This is a genomic window from Frankia canadensis (genome assembly GCF_900197875.1).
Classification (GTDB): Bacteria; Actinomycetota; Actinomycetes; order Frankiales; family Frankiaceae; genus Frankia; species Frankia canadensis.
Window position 1 is genome coordinate 1 of the sequence record NZ_FZMO01000062.1, and the last position, 16,927, is coordinate 16,927.

The window sequence follows — 16,927 nt, forward strand, 5'->3', positions numbered from 1 at the left end:
GCCCCCGCAGCCCCCGCGGCCGCGGCGACCACCGCGACCACCGCGGCTGGGTCCGCGACGACGAAGCCCGCAGGGGCGGCAGGCAAGGACGCCGGCGGCGGGCGCTGGGTGCCGCGGACCGTCGCGAGCCGCGGTCGGCTGCCTCGCGTCGTCCGCTCGTTGGCTGCCGCCGGGCTCAGCGTGACCGTGGTGCTGGTCGGCCTCGCCGTCAGCGCCCGCGGGGCGCTGCCCGGTCAGCCGCTCTACACCGTCAAGCGGCAGGTCGAGAACCTCGAGCTGTCCCTGGCACCGGATCCGGTGACCCCCGCCGATGGGCGACATGCCGATGCCCGCACGGTCAACGGCCTGCTGCGGGCCTGGTACGCCCAGACCAGGGCGGGATCGACGGTGCTGCTGGCGCAGGCACACGCCGGCGACGCCGACGCCCGGCGCACGATGGACGCGTTCACCTCCGAGCAGTCGGAGCGCCTGAACGACGTCCTGACCGCCCTGCCACCCGGGACGTCCGAGTCGGCGCGGGACGCCGTCGATCTCATCGGCGATCTCCGCGTGGCGCTCGACCCTCAGACGTCCTCCCCCGCGACCTCTCGTGCGGCCCGCTCCCCGAGCACGTACGCCGCCGCGTCGACGCCCACCGACGCGCCGGAGACCACCACCACGCCCGAGACCACCAGCACACCTGGAACCACCAGCGCGTTCGAGACCACCAGCACACCGGTGACCTCCCCGGCGACAGACACGACCGCATCGCTTCCGGCCACATCGCCCACAGCGGGACCCACCCCACGGGCTCAGCCGGAGGAGGACGCCGACATCCTCGGCGCCGCCACCTCCCCACCATCGTCGTCCGCGCCGACACCGGTCTCCCCCTCGGCGCAATCCGCCGCCCCGGCAGCCACGTCCACGTCCACCGCGGCAGCCACCACCGCGGCAGCCACGCCCGCCCTGACGCTGACCCCCAAGGCCGCGTCCCCGCCCGGCGGACCGGGCGCGGCGACGCCGAGTGGCACGGATGGCGGCGCGGCCGCGACTCCCTCGGCGGCGCCCGCCTCTCCCCCGGCCGGCGCCGACGCGGACAGTCCGCCCCCGGACCACGAGGGCGCCGCGGTCAGCACGCCGCCCGCCCGCTCCGACCCGCAGCCTGCGCCGGCCGCCGCCGCGTCGTCCGACGACCGTTCCGCCTCACCTACCAGCACGCCGACGGCTGAGTCAGCCGGCGACTAGGACGCGGGGGGAGGCGTGATCTTCCCAGCTGCCGTCGCGACGACATCCACTCCAGCGCACCAGCCCGTCGCCTGCGCCGCCGACCACAGGCCTTGGATGGAGATCAGGCTGGCTGGGCGGGAAGGTGGGGCTCGGGTGCGGCGGCCGCGGCGGCGCGCTCGCCGCGGGCGTGCTGAAGCATCTCGGCGACGAGGAACGCGAGCTCCAGCGCCTGGCCGGTGTTCAGGCGCGGGTCACAGGCCGTCTCGTAGCGGCCGCCGAGGTCCTCCTCGCCGATGAGTTCGGCGCCGCCGAGGCACTCGGTGACGTTCTCGCCGGTCAGCTCGATGTGCAGGCCGCCGGGGTGGGTGCCCAGCGCCTTGTGCACCTCGAAGAAGCCGGAGACCTCGTCGAGCACGTCGTCGAAGTGGCGGGTCTTCACGCCGGCGACGTCGCGGGTGTTGCCGTGCATCGGGTCGCAGGACCAGACGACCGGCGGGCCGGCGGCGTTGACCTTCTCGATGATCGGCGGCAGCGCGTCACGGACGCGGCCGACACCCATTCGCGAGATCAGGGTGAGGCGGCCGGGGATGTGCTGCGGATTGAGCCGCTCGGCGAGCTCCAGCACCTCGTCGGGGCTGGCCTTCGGGCCGATCTTGCAGCCGATCGGGTTGCCGACGCGGGAGAGCAGGTCGACGTGGGCGCCGTCGAGGTCGCGGGTGCGCTCGCCGATCCAGATCATGTGTGCGGACAGGTCGTACGGGTTGCCGGTGGCGTCCTCGACGCGGGTCAGTGCCCGCTCGTACTCCAGTAGCAGACCCTCGTGGCTGGTGAACAGCTCCACGCCGGTCAGCGCCGCGGTGCGGTCGAGATCGATGCCGCAGGCGGCCATGAAGGCCATCGCGCGCTCGATGTCCGTGGCCATCGCCTCGTAGCGGCGGCCGGCGGCCGAGTCGCGCACGAACGCCTTGTTCCACTCGTGGACCTTCGACAGGTCGGCGAAACCGCCGGTGGCGAAGGCACGCACCAGGTTCAGGGCCACCGCGCTCTGGTGGTACGAGGCGACCATGCGCATCGGGTCGGGACGGCGGGCCGCGGCCGTCGCGGCGATGTCGTTGACCGCGTCACCCCGGTAGGACGGCAGGCCGGTGCTCGCCTCGATGTCAGCCGAACGCGGCTTGGCGTACTGGCCGGCGATGCGCGCGACCTTCACCACCGGGGTGCTCGCGCCGTAGGTGAGCACGACCGCCATCTGCAGTAGCGTCTTCACCTTGTCGCGGATCTTGTTGGCGGTGTTGGCCGCGAACGTCTCGGCGCAGTCGCCGCCCTGCAGCAGGAACGCCTCGCCGCGGGCGACCATCGCGAGCCGGTCGGTCAGCGAGCGCACCTCGGGCGCCGTGACCAGCGGCGGGAGCGCCGCGAGCTGGTCATAGGCCGCCTGCAGTTCGACCGGGTCGGGCCAGGAGGGCTGCTGCTTGGCCGGGAGGGTCCGCCAGACGTCCAATGCGCTCACGAGACACCAGAGTACGGCCCGCGCGGCCGGGCCGGCGCGACGTCACCCGAAGAAGACGTCAGCCGAAGAAGACCTCCGCCTCCCGGTAGAGCTCCTCGGGCACCGTCTTGAGCTCACGGGTCGCCTCCGCCAGCGGTACCCGGTCGATGCGGGTGCCGTGCAGGGCGACCATGCAGCCGAAGTCGCCCTCGTGGACGGCGTCGACGGCGTGCAGGCCGAAGCGGGTCGCGAGCCAGCGGTCGAACCCGCTCGGCGTTCCGCCGCGCTGAAGGTGACCGAGCACGGTGGCGCGCGCGTCGCGGCCGGTGCGCCCGCGGATCTCGGTCTCCAGCACGGTGGCGATGCCCTGCAGACGGACGTGACCGAACGCGTCCAGCTCGTCCTCACGGGTGACCATGGTCCCGGCGAGCGGGACGGCGCCCTCGGCGACGACGATGATCGGCGCGTAGTGGGTGGCGAAGCGGGACTCGACGAACGCGGCGACCTTGTCGAAGTCGAACGGCTTCTCGGGGATGAGGATGACGTTCGCCCCGCCGGCCATGCCGCTGTGCAGCGCGATCCAGCCGGCATGGCGGCCCATGACCTCGACGATGAGCACCCGGTGGTGGCTCTCGGCGGTCGTGTGCAGCCGGTCGATCGCCTCGGTGGCGATGTTGACCGCGGTGTCGAAGCCGAACGTGTAGTCCGTCGCGGACAGGTCGTTGTCGATCGTCTTCGGCACGCCGACGACCGGCACGCCCTCGGCGTGCAGCCGGGCGGCCACCCCGAGGGTGTCCTCGCCGCCGATCGCGATGAGCGCGTCGACCCCGGCTGTGGCCAGGTTCTCCCGTACCAGCACCGCGCCGTCGGCGGCGGCGAACGGGTTCGTCCGGCTGGAGCCGAGGATCGTCCCGCCCCGCGGCAGGATGCCGCGCACCGCGGCGGTGTCCAGCCGTATCGTGTCGCCGGTCAACGGGCCGCGCCAGCCGTCCCGGAAGCCGACGAAGCTGTGCCCGTAGACGCCCTCGCCCTTGCGGACGACGGCCCGGATCACCGCGTTGAGCCCCGGGCAGTCCCCGCCACCGGTCAGTACGCCGATCCTCATCCCGCCTCCTCCAGTCGCCTGCGCACGACCCCCCGCCGGCGGCAGCGTAGCGGCCGGGGCGGGCAGACGGAGGCGTTGCATCATCACCGGGCGTGGCGCAAATGTGACAGTGAGCGTCCACAGTGGTGCGGACCAGCGGCGTCGGCCGGCCGCGTCGGCGAGCAGCAAAGGTCAGTCAGCGCCGCTGGTCCGCCTGGCTCACGTCGTCCGCGGCGCGCCCCGGCCGGGGCGAGAGGGCCCCCGGCCGGGGGCGGGAAAGGATCAGCGGCGCGGGGGCACGGAGGCACGCAGCGGGGCGAGGACCTCCCAGCGCGCACGGTTGTGCAGGGCGTCGGCGAGCGCGTCGTGGGCGTTGGCCGGCGGCGGGGGCAGCGTCGGGCGGCCGACGTCGTCCCACAGCTGGCGCAGGTCGCGCGTGAAGCGCGGCAGCTGTGCGGGCAGGTCGGTCATCGTGCCGAACAGCTGGCAGAGCACAACGTGGTCGTAGGCGCCGTACCAGGCCCACAGCTCGGGCGTGCCGTCCGCGGTGAGCAGCTCGGTGATCTCGGCGCGGATGCGGGCGCGGGAGCGCCACGCCGGGTCCGCCGGGGACGGGAGCTGGTCGAGGACGTTGCGCTGGACCCACGGCACGGCGAAGGCCGGGTCGAACTCGGTGGACACGGCGTAGTACCGGCGCGCGCCATCCTCGCTGACGATGCCGATGCTGACCAGGTCGAGCCAGAGATGATCGCCGTCGCGCCGCTCGATGAACTCGGTGTCGTAGAAGAAACGGGTGCCCACCGGCTCAGTCTCCCGCGCGCCCCGCCGACGGGTCCCGGGCGGTCCCCGCGGTCAGCACGCCCGGGCCCGCCGCAGGTCCCGGACCGCCCTGACCCAGGCCGCCGCGGCGGCGCCAGGGACGCAGCACCGCGGCGAGCAGCGCCGCCGCCCCCGCGGCACCGATCAGCGGCAGTAGCCACAGCAACGGCCCGGAGTACGCGTCGTCGCCGCCGTCGGCGTCATCCCGACCCTGGATACCACCGCCGGCACCGAGGCCACCATCACCGCCCGGGCCTGCGCCTACCGCGGCACCATGCGCCGACGCCGCGCAGCCGGCCGCGCCCGCATCATGCGGCGGCGTCACCGGCGACCCGCCGCCGACCGCCGGGGAGACCTGTACCTGGACCCGCGCCGCCCCGGGCTGGGCCACCACGCACAGCACCCCCGCGCCAGGCGCCGAGGTGACCCGGGCACCGCTGACCCGCACCTGATAGCCGTTCGGATACGACCAGGCCGGCAGGCTGATGGCCGTCGGGGTGCTGGCCGCGAGCGCCGTGCCGGTCGGGGACACCGGGCGGTAGACGACGGTGAGCACACCCGCGGCGTCGAGGCGCAGCGCCTCGGGAGTGCCGGCGATGGCCTCCGGGTACGGCCGGACGAGCTGCGCCGGCGCGGCGGGCAGCGTGCCGCCGGCGGCGCCCGGCGGATCGTAGAACCAGCTCAGGCCGAAGGTGTCGGCCGCGGCGGCGAGACCGGTGAGCGTGGCGGGGGTGCCGTCCTTCCAGCCGATGAGATAGCCGGTCGGGTCGTTGACGGCCACCCGCGCGGCCGCGTCGAACGGTGCCGGGCGCTCCCGCCACAGCAGGTGGTGGGTGTCCTGGGCGGCGACCGCGCCGAGCAGCTCCGCGCCGTCGCCCTGAACGGTGCCGGTGCCCGGGGTGGCGGGTGCCTCGTAGCCGAGCAGGCCCGGCTCGTCCCGGAACCGTGCGGCGAGGCGGGCGAGACCGGCCGTCAGGGTGGCGGTGGACAGCCCTGACGAGGTGCGCGCCGACGCCACGGGCACCAGGCGCAGCGTCACCCGCAGGCCGCGCGCGGTGAACAGCCGGGTGAGGCCGACGGCCTGGGCCAGTCCGGGCTCGTCGCCGGCTCCCGCGTCCGGGGCGGGCCAGCCGGCGACGGCCGGGAAGTGGCCGCCGGTAGCGACCGGGACCGCCAGGCGTACGCCGGTGAAGCCGTAGCCGATCCAGGTGTCCAGGACGGCGGCGTTCGGCGTCACGCCGGCGGGCACCGACATCCCGCGGATGACCACGGCGCGGTGCTGGTCGTCGGTCAGGAAGGAGCCGGACCGACCGACCGTGGCCGCGGGCGCCGCCGCGGCGGTGGCGGGCGCGGTCAGCCCCGCGCCGGGCGCGGTGGTCGCGGCCGGGGCGGCCAGGGCCGCGACCGGTGACCCGACGACGCCCGCCAGCACGCCCGCCAGCACGCCCGCCCCCACGCCGGCCGCGAGCAGGGCCCGGGCGCCGGCCGTCCGCGCGGCGCGCCATCGGCATCCCCCGGGCCGCCTGGCGGCCTGGGGACGGGGTTGGGCGCAGGCGGAGCCGCCCCCTGTTCTGTCGTCGAGTTCGGGCCCGGGAGCGCCATCGCCACGCACAGGACCAATCCTGCCGTGCCGGTGGATGCCGGGTCAGACCGCCCGGTCGACGGAGTCCTCGGCGGCCGTGGAGCGCGGCGCCGCGGGCCGGGTGCCCGCCCCGTTCCCACCCGGATCCGCCGTCGCGGCGGGCCCCGCGCCGGCCCCGGACCCGGGAGTGGAGCCGGCGCTGGGCGCGTCGGCACCCGTTGGCGTCGCCGGGGACGCCGTCGCCGACGAGGCGGTCGCGCGGGCGGCGGCCAGCTCCTCCTTGGCGCGCTTGGCGTACATGTCGACGTACTCCTGGCCCGACAGCGCCATCAGCTCGTACATGATCTCGTCGGTGATCGACCGCAGGACGAACCGGTCGTCGGCCATGTCGGCGTAGCGGGAGAAGTCCAGCGGCCGGCCCACCCGCATCCCGATCCGGCGGATCTTGGGGATCAGCTGGCCGGGCGGCTGCACCTCGAAGGTTCCGATCATGGCGACGGGGATGACCGGCACGCCGGCCTCCAGCGCCATCCGGGCGACGCCGATCTTGCCGCGGTACAGGCGACCGTCCGGGGAACGGGTGCCCTCCGGGTAGATACCGAGAAGCCGGCCCTGACGCAGCACGCGCACGCCGGAGCGCAGCGCGCCCTCACTGGCCTTGCCGCCGCTGCGGTCGATCGGGATCTGCCCGGCGCCGCTGAAGAAGATCCGCTTGAACCAGCCCTTGACGCCGGCCTCGGTGAAGTAGTCGCTCTTGGCCAGGAACGTCACCCGCCGCGGGACGACCAGCGGAAGGAAGAAGTGATCGAGGAACGACAGATGGTTGCCGGCAAGGATCGCCGCCCCCTCGGCGGGAATGTTCTCCGCGCCCTCCACCCAGGGGCGCCAGAACACCCGCAGGACGGGAGTCAGGATCACCTTGAGCATCCAGTAGAACAAGGACAGCTCCCGCCTGGTCACCGTCGTGAGACGACCCCACCCCGGGGCGCCCGCCTCCGGCCGCCCTCCCGCCAACGCCGATCACACCAGACCCGAGCATCCCACCGCGCGCGGGGTCGGTGTGCCGCGGCACCCAGGCCGGTCATGAGCCTAGGGAGCCGGTCATCGTCCCGTCCACCGGAACCCGCCCGGGCGGCCACACGAAGCCTGGCCGGGCGGGCGCGCACCATCGAGTGCCTATATCATTTCAGCGGGGGCGTCCTCGTCCCGGCGGGTCGGTCGGCGTACTGATGGGATACGTACGACCGTGGCTTTGGCCCGCGGACCGTGCGAGCATGCGTTTACCGGCGTTTTTCACCGCGCCGCGCCGCTACGTGGGGTGCGGGCGCGGGCACGAAGGGCGGACAGCGATGGCGGATTCCACCGGTACGGCCCTGCTGCCCGGCGCGGAGCCGTTCGCGTTCCCGGGCGGTCGGGTCGGCGTCCTGCTGGTCCACGGCTTCACCGGCTCACCGGGGAGCATGCGGCCCTGGGGCGAGGCGCTGGCGGCCGCCGGGCTGACGGTGTCCTGCCCGCTGCTGCCCGGGCACGGTACCCGCTGGCAGGACATGGTCCCCACCACCTGGCCGGACTGGTACACGGTCGTGCGGGGCGAGTTCCTGCGGCTGCGCGACGAGTGCGAGCGGGTGTTCGTGATGGGCCTGTCGATGGGCGGCACGCTGACGCTGCGGCTGGCCGAGGAGTATGCCGCCGACCTCGCCGGCGTGGTCACCGTCAACGCGAGCCTGGCCACCGAGCGGCGGCTGGCGTCACTGGCCGGCCTGCTCGGCAGGGTCGTCCCGTCCCTGCCCGGCGTCGCCGGCGATGTGAAGGCCGCGGGCGTCCCCGAGGTCGGCTACAGCCGGGTGCCGCTGCTGCCGTTCGCCTCCCTGCGCCAGCTGTGGGCGCTCACCCGGGCGGACCTCGCGCGGGTCACCTGTCCCGTGCTCGCCTACCGCAGCGTCGTCGACCATGTCGTCGAACCCGGCTCCGGGGCGATCCTGCTGGCCGGCGTGCGGGGGCCGGTCGAGGAACGCCTGCTACCGGACAGCTACCACGTCGCCACGCTCGACAACGACAAGGAGAAGATCTTCGCGGGCAGCCTCGAGTTCGTCCGCCAGCACGCGGCCGGCGCGCTCCTGCCCGAAGCGGTCGTCGCTGATGCCTGAGCGCCCACCCGCCGACCAGCCGGGCCCCGGCGGCGCGGAGCAGCCCGAGGCGCCGAAGCAGTCCGCCGGCTCCGGACCGGCCGACGCCCAGCCGGCGCCGCGGTCGCAGGAGGCCGACGACGCGGCGTTCTTCGAGCTCGTCGCCCGCTTCGACGAGCCCGTCGAACACGATCCGGCCGACAGCGAGCCGGACGGGCGCCGCTGGCCGGCCGCCGAGGACGTCGGTGACACCCGCCGCCCGACGGTCATCATCCTGCGCCCGCCGTTCGACCCGGGCCCGCCGTTCGGCCCCGGTTCACCGCCCGCGGCGGACGACCGCACCGACCCCGGCCTCGACGAGCCGCGCCCGCTCCCCGGGATCGGCCCGCACGGCCTGCGCCCGGACGACGACGCCGACGAGGTGGTCGTCATCGACCTCGGCGCGGCGGCCGGCGCGGGCGATCCGCGCGACGACCTCGGTGACCTGGACGACCCGGATGACGACCACTACATCCCACCGGAGCCTCCCCCGCTGCCCCGGATACGACCGGTCACCCGCTGGGCCCTCGGTTCGATCGCCCTGGGGATGGTGTTCCTCGTCGTGCCGAGCCTGATCGGCCTCAACCAGTCCCGATCGCAGGACGTCACCGGCGTGATGCTCATCCTCGGCGGCGTCGGCACCCTGGTCGCCCGCCTGGGCGACCGACCCCCGACGGACAGCGACGGCCCTGACGACGGCGCGGTGATCTGACCGCGACGGTCGGGCCACTGATCCCGCCGCGCTGATCCTGCGGCGCCCACGTCCGGGCACCACAACGGCACCGAACAGCAGCAGGCAGCAGGCAGCAGGAGGTCGTGCACGTGCGTTACCACGAGAAGGTCGAGGTGCACGGTCACCTCATGGACACCGGGGTGCTGGCGAGGGTCCTCGACGACGTCCTGGACTACGGCGGCGACTACCGAGTGGATCACATCGACCTGGGACGCAGCCACGACGACGAGTCCCACGCCGTCATCACCGTCGGTGCCGAGACGTCACGCCGGCTCATCCGCATCCTCATGCGTATCCAGGTACACGGCGTCAACAAGGTCGACGCGGGCACGGCACGCTGCGAGCCCGCCGACCGCGACGGCGTCTTCCCGCCCGACTTCTACTCCACGACCAACCTGGAGACCGTCGTCCACCTCGACGGTCAGTGGGTGCCGGTGGAACACCCGGAGATGGACTGCGGTCTGGTCGTCTCGCACGGCCGGGTCCGCACGGTCCCGGTCACCGACGTGCGCGCCGGCGACCAGATCGTCTGCGGGGTGGACGGGGTGAAGGTCGTCCTGCCGGTGACCGACCACTCCAGCCGGGTCCATGAGAGCGACACGTTCGGCGCGCTGCCGAGCTCCACCCAGCCGCAGGCGGTCCTCGTGCGGGCGATCGCCCGCCAGATCCGCGAGGTCAAGGCCGAGGGCGCCCAGGTGCTCTGGGTGGCCGGCCAGACCGTCGTCAGCACCGGCGCCACCTCCGCCCTCGTCGCCCTGGTCGAGGCGGGGTACGTAGACGTCCTGTTCACCGGCAACGCGCTGGCCACCCTCGACATCGAGGCGGCGCTGTACGGCTCGCCGCTGGGCGTCGGCCCGCTGCGCGGTGGGCGGGTGCAGCGCGGCAGCGAGCAGCACATCCGCGCGATCAACGCGATCCGCCGCGAGGGCTCGATCCGCGCCGCCGTCGAGTCCGGCCTGCTGACCGAGGGCATCATGCACGCGATGGTGAAGGCGAACAAGACGTTCGTCCTCGCCGGATCCGTCCGCGACGACGGCCCGCTGCCGGACGTGCACACCGACGTCGTCGAGGCCCAGCGGGCGATGCGGGGGGCCCTGCGCGGCGTCGGCTACGCCCTGATGGTCGCCTCCGCGCAGCACTCGGTGGCGACCGGCAACATCCTGCCGGCGTCGATCCCCGTGGCCTGTGTCGACGTCAGCCCCGCCACCGTGCACGCGCTGACCGAACGCACCAGCGCCCACGCCGTCGGCGTCGTCGCCGACACCGGCCTGTTCCTCGAGGAACTCGCCACCGAACTCGTCCCCGACTACCGCCCCGCCCGCCCCGGCAGCGGCGCCATCCTCTGACGTCGGCCGCCTCCGACCACGGGTCGCCCCCCTGACCCAGGGCAGCCTCCCGAGCGACGTCAGGTGACCGCCGGCCGCCTCCGGCCAGGGGTCCGCCCACCGACCCCTGGCCGCGTCGCGGGTCGGGCGACCGCCGTCTTCCGCGGTATGGCAGCCGTGGCTGGCGGACGGCGCCATCTCCCGCCAAAGCCCCGAAGAAGCCCGGTCCCGCGGGACCGTCCCGCAGGAGCCATAGGCGTATGTCGGGCGGACTTCCCGTGGGTGGGAAGCGCAGGCGGGGACGACGGCGCCGTGTCGCGAACTCCGCGTGTCGCCTCCGTTTTGTCCACCTGTTCGCGACACAGGCCGCTGTGAAGGTGCCAGGACGCTGCCCTGGACGCCCCGCGCCCCGCCAACGTTCGTGGTCAGCCCACTAGATGCGGGCGAGGTCGGCGGCGCCGACGAGGCCGGCCTGGGAGCCGAGCTCGGCGATGACGACCTCGGCGACGGGGCGGTGGCCGCGGCCGGGGACGGCCTCGAGGAACCGCTCCCGGGCGGGGGCGAGCAGCAGGTCGCCGGCATCGGAGACGCCGCCGCCGATGACGTAGCGGTCGGGGTCGAGCAGGGCGGCGAGGCTCGCCATGCCCTCGCCGAGCCAGTGGCCGACCTCCATCAGGCAGCGGATCGCCGCCGGATCGCCCTTGCGGGCCGCCTCGGTGACATCGGGGCCGGTGAGGCCGTCGACGTCACCGCCGGAGGCCTCCAGCATCGCGGTGGCCGCCGCCGGGTCGTCGGCGGCGATCTGGCGGGCGAGGCGGACCAGCGCCCGACCGCTGGCGTACTGCTCCCAGCAGCCCTCGTTGCCGCAGCCGCACGGATGACCGCCCGGCACGACCCGCATGTGGCCGGCCTCGGCGCCGATGCCGAACGCGCCGCGGTACAGCTCGCCGCCGAGGATCAGACCGCCGCCGATGCCGGTGCCGACGGTCAGGCAGACCAGGTCGCGCCGCCCGCGACCGGCGCCGAAGCGGTACTCGGCCCAGGCCATGGCGTTGGCGTCGTTCTCGACGACGACGGGCAGGCCGACCCGCGCGGCGACCTCGTCGCGCAGCGGCTCGTCGCGCCAGGCGAGGTTCGGCGCGAACACGACCCGGGAGCGCTCGGCGTCGATCCAGCCGGCGGCGCCGATGCCGACCGCCCAGACCTCGTAGTCGGCGGTGAGCTCGGCGACGACGGCGGCGATCGTGTCGGCGACCTCGGGCGCGGAGTGCCCGGGGGTCGGGCGGCGCACGGCGTGCAGCACGGTGCCGGCACCGTCGACGACGCCGGCGGCGACCTTGGTGCCACCGACGTCGACGCCGATGGTCAGGCCCTGGGTCCGCCGGTCGTCACCGGACGCCAGCGACTCGGCGGCGGTGGTGGCCGTGGCCGGCGGCAGCGGGCTGCGCGGGGCGTCTGAAGCGGGGGTGCTCACGTGACATCGATCCTCTGGACGCGGGGTCTGGGCGCTGGAGTGGTTCGGGGGCCGGGCGCGCCCGGCGGCCTCGGGCCGCGGCCCTGCGGTACCTCGACGGTGGCTGCCTCGACGGCGGCCCTGAAGGCGGCGACCAGCGACTCGCCGGCGGCGACGAGATGACGCATCACCTCGGAGCGGTCCGCGGACAGCGCCGCCATCAGCCGGCACAGGGGGCAGGACGTGCACGGCCGCTCCTCGCCCGCGCACCCCCGAGCCGCCCGCGTGGCCGAGTCCGCGGCGGCCGGGTCGGCGGCGACGCCCGCCGGATCGGGTCCGCCGGCCGGATCGGCAGCGGAGGCCGGGTTGGCAGCAGAGGCGGCAGAGGCGGCGGCCGGGTCGGCGGCAGCGGCGGTGGCCAGGCCGCGCAGGGCGTCGAGGAGCAGGGCGGCCTCGACGGCGAGCGGGCCGGGGGTGCTCATGCGCGGACCCACCGGTCGGGGTCGGGGACGAAGGAGACGACCAGACGGTCGCCGCGCATGCTCGCGGCGCTCACGTCGCAGCGGCGCAGAGCCGCGGGCAGTGGCACCGCCCGGCGAAACGCTCCGATCGTCACCACCAGATCGTCCCCGAGACGGGCAAGATCAATCTGTGATCCGTCGACGAACGGCAGCCCGAACGAAAGGGCGAAGCCGTCGTCGGTGCGGTCCACCCGCGGCTGGTCGCCCGCACCGGCCGCGGAGGCACCGAGCACGCCGGCGGGGTCGAGTTCGCCGTAGGTGGCGGCGCCGAACGCGGCGAGCTCCTCCAGGCCGACCGGCTCGCCGGGGCGGTAGCCCACCGGCAGGATGGGGGTCGGGGCGACGGCGGCGGTGATCTCGGTGAGGGCCTCGCGGTGGGCGGCGGCCCAGCCGGCGCGCCAGGCGTCGGCGCCGGCCGGCGAGAAGATCCGGTTCACGATGACGCCGTCCAGGGTGAAGCCGTGCAGCGCGAGGGCGGTGAGGCTGCCGCGGGCGGCGGCCAGGGCGCCGCTGTCGGGCGTCAGGACCAGGCGGACGCTGGTCGCGGCGTGGTCGGTGAGGATCGCGCGCAGGTCGACGGCGGCGCGGTGCACCCGTGAGACCGTGTCGTAGGCGGGCGCGGCGAGGTTCCCGAAGCGGCCGCCGAACGCGGTGGCCCAGCCGAAGCCGGGGCGCAGCCAGCGGGCGAAGGCACCATCGGGCGGCAGCAGCCGCCGGCAGTACCACGACAGCGTCTCGGGAAACGCGAGCAGGCGCAGCAGCCCGGCGACGGGGCCGCCGTCGACGATGACGACGTCGTGTTCGGTGCTCGCCAGCACGTCACGCAGCTCCAGCAGGGTCAGCGTCTCGATGGCGCCGGGCAGGAAGGCGAGCTCCTCGAGCTCGACCGGGTCGACGTCGATGGACGGCCAGCTGCCGGCGAGGACCTCGCGCACGGCCGGCCAGCGGGTGGCCACCGCGCGGCGCAGGTCGACCTGCGCGCCGGCGAGACCCGGTTCCAGCTCCGTGACCTCGGCGCCGACCGGATGGTCGAGGGTGCCGGCGAGGCCGGCGGCCGGGTCGAGGGACAGCACCAGGGTGCGATGCCCCCGCTGGGCGGCGAGGACCGCGGTCGCCGCCGCCACCGTCGTCGTGCCGGCGCCGCCCTTGCCGGTGACGAGCACACACCGCACCTGGGCTCAGCTCTCGACGTGCTTCTTGAGATCCTTCAGAGCCGCGTCGACGATGCCGCTCTGCACCTTGCGCCGCAGCAGCCCCGGAATCTTGATCTTGGTCTCGGCGGTGAGGTCGTAGGTGACCTCGGTGCTGCCGTCACCCAGGTCGCGCAGCGTGTAGCTGCCGTCCTGCGACGACATCGCCTGGCCCTGGACCATCGACCAGGTGACCTGCGCGTCGTCCGTCCAGGTGTACTCGTTGACGAACTCGTCCTTGATGACGACGGCGTTGACCCGGAAACGGGCCCGCCTGGGCCGCCCGTCCGGGCCGACCTCGAGGATCTCGGCCTCCTCGATCTGGCCGACCCAGGTCGGGTAGGCGGGGATGTCGGCGATCGCGCCCATCACCGCGGCCGGCCGGGCATTGATGACGATCGTCGATCGGGCATGGTCCGCCATGGAGACAGGCACCTCCACATTCGTCACGTACGTCTGAAGCTCAGAGAGCCCGGATCATTCCCCGACCGATCGCCTGAGGCTACCGGAACCCGGGCCACTTCCCGTCGAGCGGCCGGATCCGATCGCCACCGGCTACCACTCGAGGACGAACGGCGTCCCGCGGGCGTTGAAATGGCCGACGTTCACGCACCGGGTGCCGTCGATGTCGAGGCTCGCGGTCAGCGGCTGGTGCACGTGGCCGAAGAGCACGTAGCGCGGCCGGGTCTCGTGAATGGCCGCGAGGATCGCCGTGCTGCCCCGCTCGAAGCGGCGGGCCTCGACGTCGTAGACCAGCTCCGGCAGGTGCGGCGGAATATGGCAGCACAGCACGTCGACCTCGCCGACCGCGGCCACCTTGGCGGCGAAGTCCTCGTCGTCGATCTCGTACGGGGTACGCATCGGACTGCGCAGACCGCCGCCGACGAAGCCGAACCGCCAGCCGCCGATCGTCGTGGTCTGGCCGTCCAGCAGGGTGATGCCCTCACGCAGGTAGTCGGGATACAGATGCGGCAGGTCGACGTTGCCGAAGGTGAGGTAGGTCGGCGTGGGGAAGGCGGCGAACAGCTGCTCGTACTGCCGGCGGATCGCGGCCTCCACGATCCGGTCGCGGTCGCCGCCCAGGCGCGCCCACAGCGAGCGCGACCAGTCCCGCGCCTCGTCGAAACGCTGCGCCGTGCGCAGCTCCACCATCCGCCCGACGGCCTCGGCGCCGAACAGGTCGCCCATGATCCCGCGGCCGTGGTCGTGGTAGTCGATGAACAGGATGAGGTCACCGAGGCAGATGAAGACGTCGGCGCCCTCGGCGGCCGCCGGGATCGCATCCGCGCGGCCGTGCACGTCGCTCACCACGTGGACCCGCATACCCCTGAGCTTAGGTGCCTTCAGGGACGCTCCGGGCACGGCGCGGTCCGGCGCGGTCGCCAACATCCGCTCGGACCGCTAACGTCTGGTGCCCAGAACGGTCGTGTGCCTCCACGGAGCGTTCCCGTCCGCCCGCGAGCTGGTTGGAGTAGCAGTGCGCGAGTTCACCTCCGTCCCGATGGTCACGATCGCCGACGACGCCACACTGACCGACGCCGTCTTCCGCAACGCGCGCGAGCGTCCCGGCAAGGTACTGCTGCGGTACAAGGTGGGCGAGCGGTTCGCGGGCCTCACGACCGCCGAGTTCCGCGACGCCGTGGTGGCCACCGCGCGCGGGCTCGTCGCGGCCGGGCTGACCCCCGGCGGGCGGGTCGGCATCCTCAGCCGCAGCCGGTACGAGTGGACCGTCCTGGACTACGCGACCTGGGCCGCCGGTGCGGTCGTCGTGCCGATCTACGAGACGTCCAGCCCGGCGCAGATCGAGTGGATCCTGCGCGACGCCGCGGTCGAGCTGCTGGTCGTGGAGGACGCCGAGCTCGCCGCGCGGGTCGCCCAGGTGCGCGCGGCCGCCCCGGCCCTGCGCGAGGTGCTCGTCCTCGAGGACGGCGCGTTCGCGGACCTGGCGACGCGCGGCGCCGAGGTCGACGAGGAGCGCCTCACCGCGGCCCGCGCGGGCGTCGACGCCGCCAGCCTCGCCACGATCATCTACACGTCCGGGACGACCGCGCAGCCCAAGGGCTGCGAGATCACCCACCTGGCGCTGCTCTACACCGCCGAGAGCAGCATCGCGATGCTGCCCGAGGTGTTCCGGCCGGACTCGTCCACGCTGCTGTTCCTGCCGCTGGCGCACGTGTTCGCCCGGATGCTCCAGGTCGGCGTGGTGCAGGGCGGCTACGACCTGGCCTACACGCCCGACTCGCGCACCCTGTTGCCCGACCTGGCGCTGACCAGCCCCACCTTCCTGCTGGCCGTGCCCCGCGTGTTCGAGAAGGTGTACGCCGGGGCGCGGCACAAGGCGCACAGCGAGGGCCGCGGCCGGATCTTCGACGCCGCCGAGAACACCGCCGTCGCCTACAGCGAGTCCCTCGACGGCACCGGCCCGGGCCTCGCGCTGCGGCTGCGCCACCAGGTGTTCGACCTGCTGGTGTACCGCAAACTGCGGGCCGCGCTCGGCGGGCGGGCCGAGTTCGCGATCAGCGGCGGGGCGCCGCTCGGGGCGCGGCTGGGCCACTTCTTCCGCGGCATCGGCTTCACCGTGCTGGAGGGCTACGGCCTGACCGAGACGACCGCCCCCGCGGCGGCGAACCGGCCGCACGCCGTGCGGATGGGCACCGTCGGGCAGCCACTTCCGGGCGTCACGATCCGGATCGCCGACGACGGCGAGATCCTCATCCGCGGGCAGCTGCTGTTCCGCGCCTACCACAACAACGAGACCGCCACCAAGGAGGCGTTCGACGCCGAGGGCTTCCTGCGCACCGGCGACGTCGGCGCGCTGGACGACACCGGCCACCTGCGCATCACCGGCCGCAAGAAGGAACTGCTCGTCACCGCGGGCGGCAAGAACGTCGCCCCGGCCCCGTTGGAGCACGTCATCCAGTCCCATCCGCTGGTCAGCCAGGCCATGCTGGTCGGCGACGGGCGGCCGTTCATCGCGGCGCTGGTCACCATCGACCCGGAGGCGTTCGAGCGCTGGCGCACCGGCGCCGGGCTGCCCGCCGACGCGGCCATCTCCGGCCTCACCGAGGACCCGCGGCTGCGCGCCGAGGTACAGCAGGCGGTCGACGCGGCGAACGCGACCGTCTCGCGGGCGGAGGGGATCAAGAAGTTCGTGATCCTGGCGCACGACTTCACCGTGGAGTCCGGCGAGCTCACCCCCAGCCTGAAGGTCCGCCGCTCCCTCGTGCTCGAGCGCTTCACCGACGCCGTCGAGGGCCTCTACCGCTAGGCCCGTCTTCCGCACATGGGGCTTTGATGCGTTGACGGGCCCGTATGTCGATCATGGTGGGCGGGTTGGGTCGACGCCGAGGATGTCGAGGA

At 74.1% G+C, this 16,927-nt stretch carries 14 protein-coding genes and 1 pseudogene; 5 read left to right on the plus strand and 10 right to left on the minus strand.

Annotated elements, in window-relative coordinates:
- Positions 1-1,224: pseudogene (locus tag C1A33_RS34645) on the plus strand (hypothetical protein); the annotation flags it as partial.
- Positions 1,225-1,327: 103 nt separating this feature from the next.
- On the opposite strand, the gene C1A33_RS07070 reads toward C1A33_RS34645, so the two are convergent.
- The 5 genes from C1A33_RS07070 to C1A33_RS07090 all read right to left on the minus strand — a co-directional run bounded on the left by C1A33_RS07070 (position 1,328) and on the right by C1A33_RS07090 (position 7,119).
- Positions 1,328-2,716 carry a class II 3-deoxy-7-phosphoheptulonate synthase gene (locus tag C1A33_RS07070; protein WP_101830724.1) on the minus strand — a complete coding sequence of 463 codons (1,389 nt, stop codon included), beginning with the start codon at positions 2,714-2,716 and terminating at the stop codon, positions 1,328-1,330.
- Between the two features lie 58 nt (positions 2,717-2,774).
- Positions 2,775-3,800, minus strand: coding sequence for a 6-phosphofructokinase (locus C1A33_RS07075; protein ID WP_101830725.1), 1,026 nt, complete (start codon positions 3,798-3,800; stop codon positions 2,775-2,777).
- Positions 3,801-4,061: 261 nt separating this feature from the next.
- Positions 4,062-4,580 carry a polyadenylate-specific 3'-exoribonuclease AS gene (locus tag C1A33_RS07080; RefSeq protein WP_101830726.1) on the minus strand — a complete coding sequence of 173 codons (519 nt, stop codon included), beginning with the start codon at positions 4,578-4,580 and terminating at the stop codon, positions 4,062-4,064.
- A gap of 4 nt (positions 4,581-4,584) precedes the next feature.
- Positions 4,585-6,210, minus strand: coding sequence for a hypothetical protein (locus tag C1A33_RS07085; protein ID WP_133150588.1), 1,626 nt, complete (start codon positions 6,208-6,210; stop codon positions 4,585-4,587).
- 33 nt (positions 6,211-6,243) lie between these two features.
- Complete coding sequence (locus C1A33_RS07090; protein ID WP_101830735.1) at positions 6,244-7,119, minus strand: lysophospholipid acyltransferase family protein; 876 nt, start codon at positions 7,117-7,119, stop codon at positions 6,244-6,246.
- 410 nt (positions 7,120-7,529) lie between these two features.
- On the opposite strand from C1A33_RS07090, the gene C1A33_RS07095 reads away from it, so the two are divergent.
- The 3 genes from C1A33_RS07095 (at position 7,530) to C1A33_RS07105 (ending at position 10,424) form a co-directional block, all read left to right on the plus strand.
- A complete protein-coding gene (locus C1A33_RS07095; RefSeq protein ID WP_101830728.1) occupies positions 7,530-8,327 on the plus strand; it encodes an alpha/beta hydrolase in 798 nt (265 codons plus the stop codon).
- Positions 8,320-9,057, plus strand: coding sequence for a hypothetical protein (locus C1A33_RS07100; RefSeq protein WP_101830729.1), 738 nt, complete (start codon positions 8,320-8,322; stop codon positions 9,055-9,057). The genes C1A33_RS07095 and C1A33_RS07100 overlap by 8 nt, the downstream gene beginning before the upstream one ends.
- Positions 9,058-9,167: 110 nt before the next feature.
- On the plus strand, positions 9,168-10,424 hold the full coding sequence (locus tag C1A33_RS07105) for an ornithine cyclodeaminase family domain (protein WP_101830736.1): 1,257 nt from the start codon (positions 9,168-9,170) through the stop codon (positions 10,422-10,424).
- A 412-nt stretch (positions 10,425-10,836) separates the two neighbouring features.
- Here C1A33_RS07105 and C1A33_RS07110 read toward each other — a convergent pair whose 3' ends face one another.
- From C1A33_RS07110 to C1A33_RS07130, 5 genes are all read right to left on the minus strand, one after another.
- Complete coding sequence (locus C1A33_RS07110) at positions 10,837-11,805, minus strand: ROK family glucokinase (protein WP_101830737.1); 969 nt, start codon at positions 11,803-11,805, stop codon at positions 10,837-10,839.
- A gap of 68 nt (positions 11,806-11,873) precedes the next feature.
- Entirely contained in the window at positions 11,874-12,338 is a 465-nt protein-coding gene (locus C1A33_RS07115; protein ID WP_133150589.1) for a hypothetical protein, read from the minus strand.
- Positions 12,335-13,549, minus strand: a complete 1,215-nt coding sequence (locus C1A33_RS07120; RefSeq protein WP_101830731.1) for an ArsA family ATPase — start codon at positions 13,547-13,549, stop codon at positions 12,335-12,337. The genes C1A33_RS07115 and C1A33_RS07120 overlap by 4 nt, the downstream gene beginning before the upstream one ends.
- A gap of 6 nt (positions 13,550-13,555) precedes the next feature.
- Complete coding sequence (locus tag C1A33_RS07125) at positions 13,556-13,990, minus strand: SRPBCC family protein (protein ID WP_101830732.1); 435 nt, start codon at positions 13,988-13,990, stop codon at positions 13,556-13,558.
- Between the two features lie 132 nt (positions 13,991-14,122).
- Positions 14,123-14,890, minus strand: coding sequence for a metallophosphoesterase family protein (locus tag C1A33_RS07130; protein WP_101830733.1), 768 nt, complete (start codon positions 14,888-14,890; stop codon positions 14,123-14,125).
- Between the two features lie 154 nt (positions 14,891-15,044).
- Here C1A33_RS07130 and C1A33_RS07135 point away from each other — a divergent pair, with 154 nt between their 5' ends.
- Positions 15,045-16,835 (plus strand): AMP-dependent synthetase/ligase, encoded by a 1,791-nt coding sequence (locus C1A33_RS07135; protein ID WP_101830734.1) that lies wholly within the window; start codon positions 15,045-15,047, stop codon positions 16,833-16,835.
- Positions 16,836-16,927: the final 92 nt, after the last annotated feature.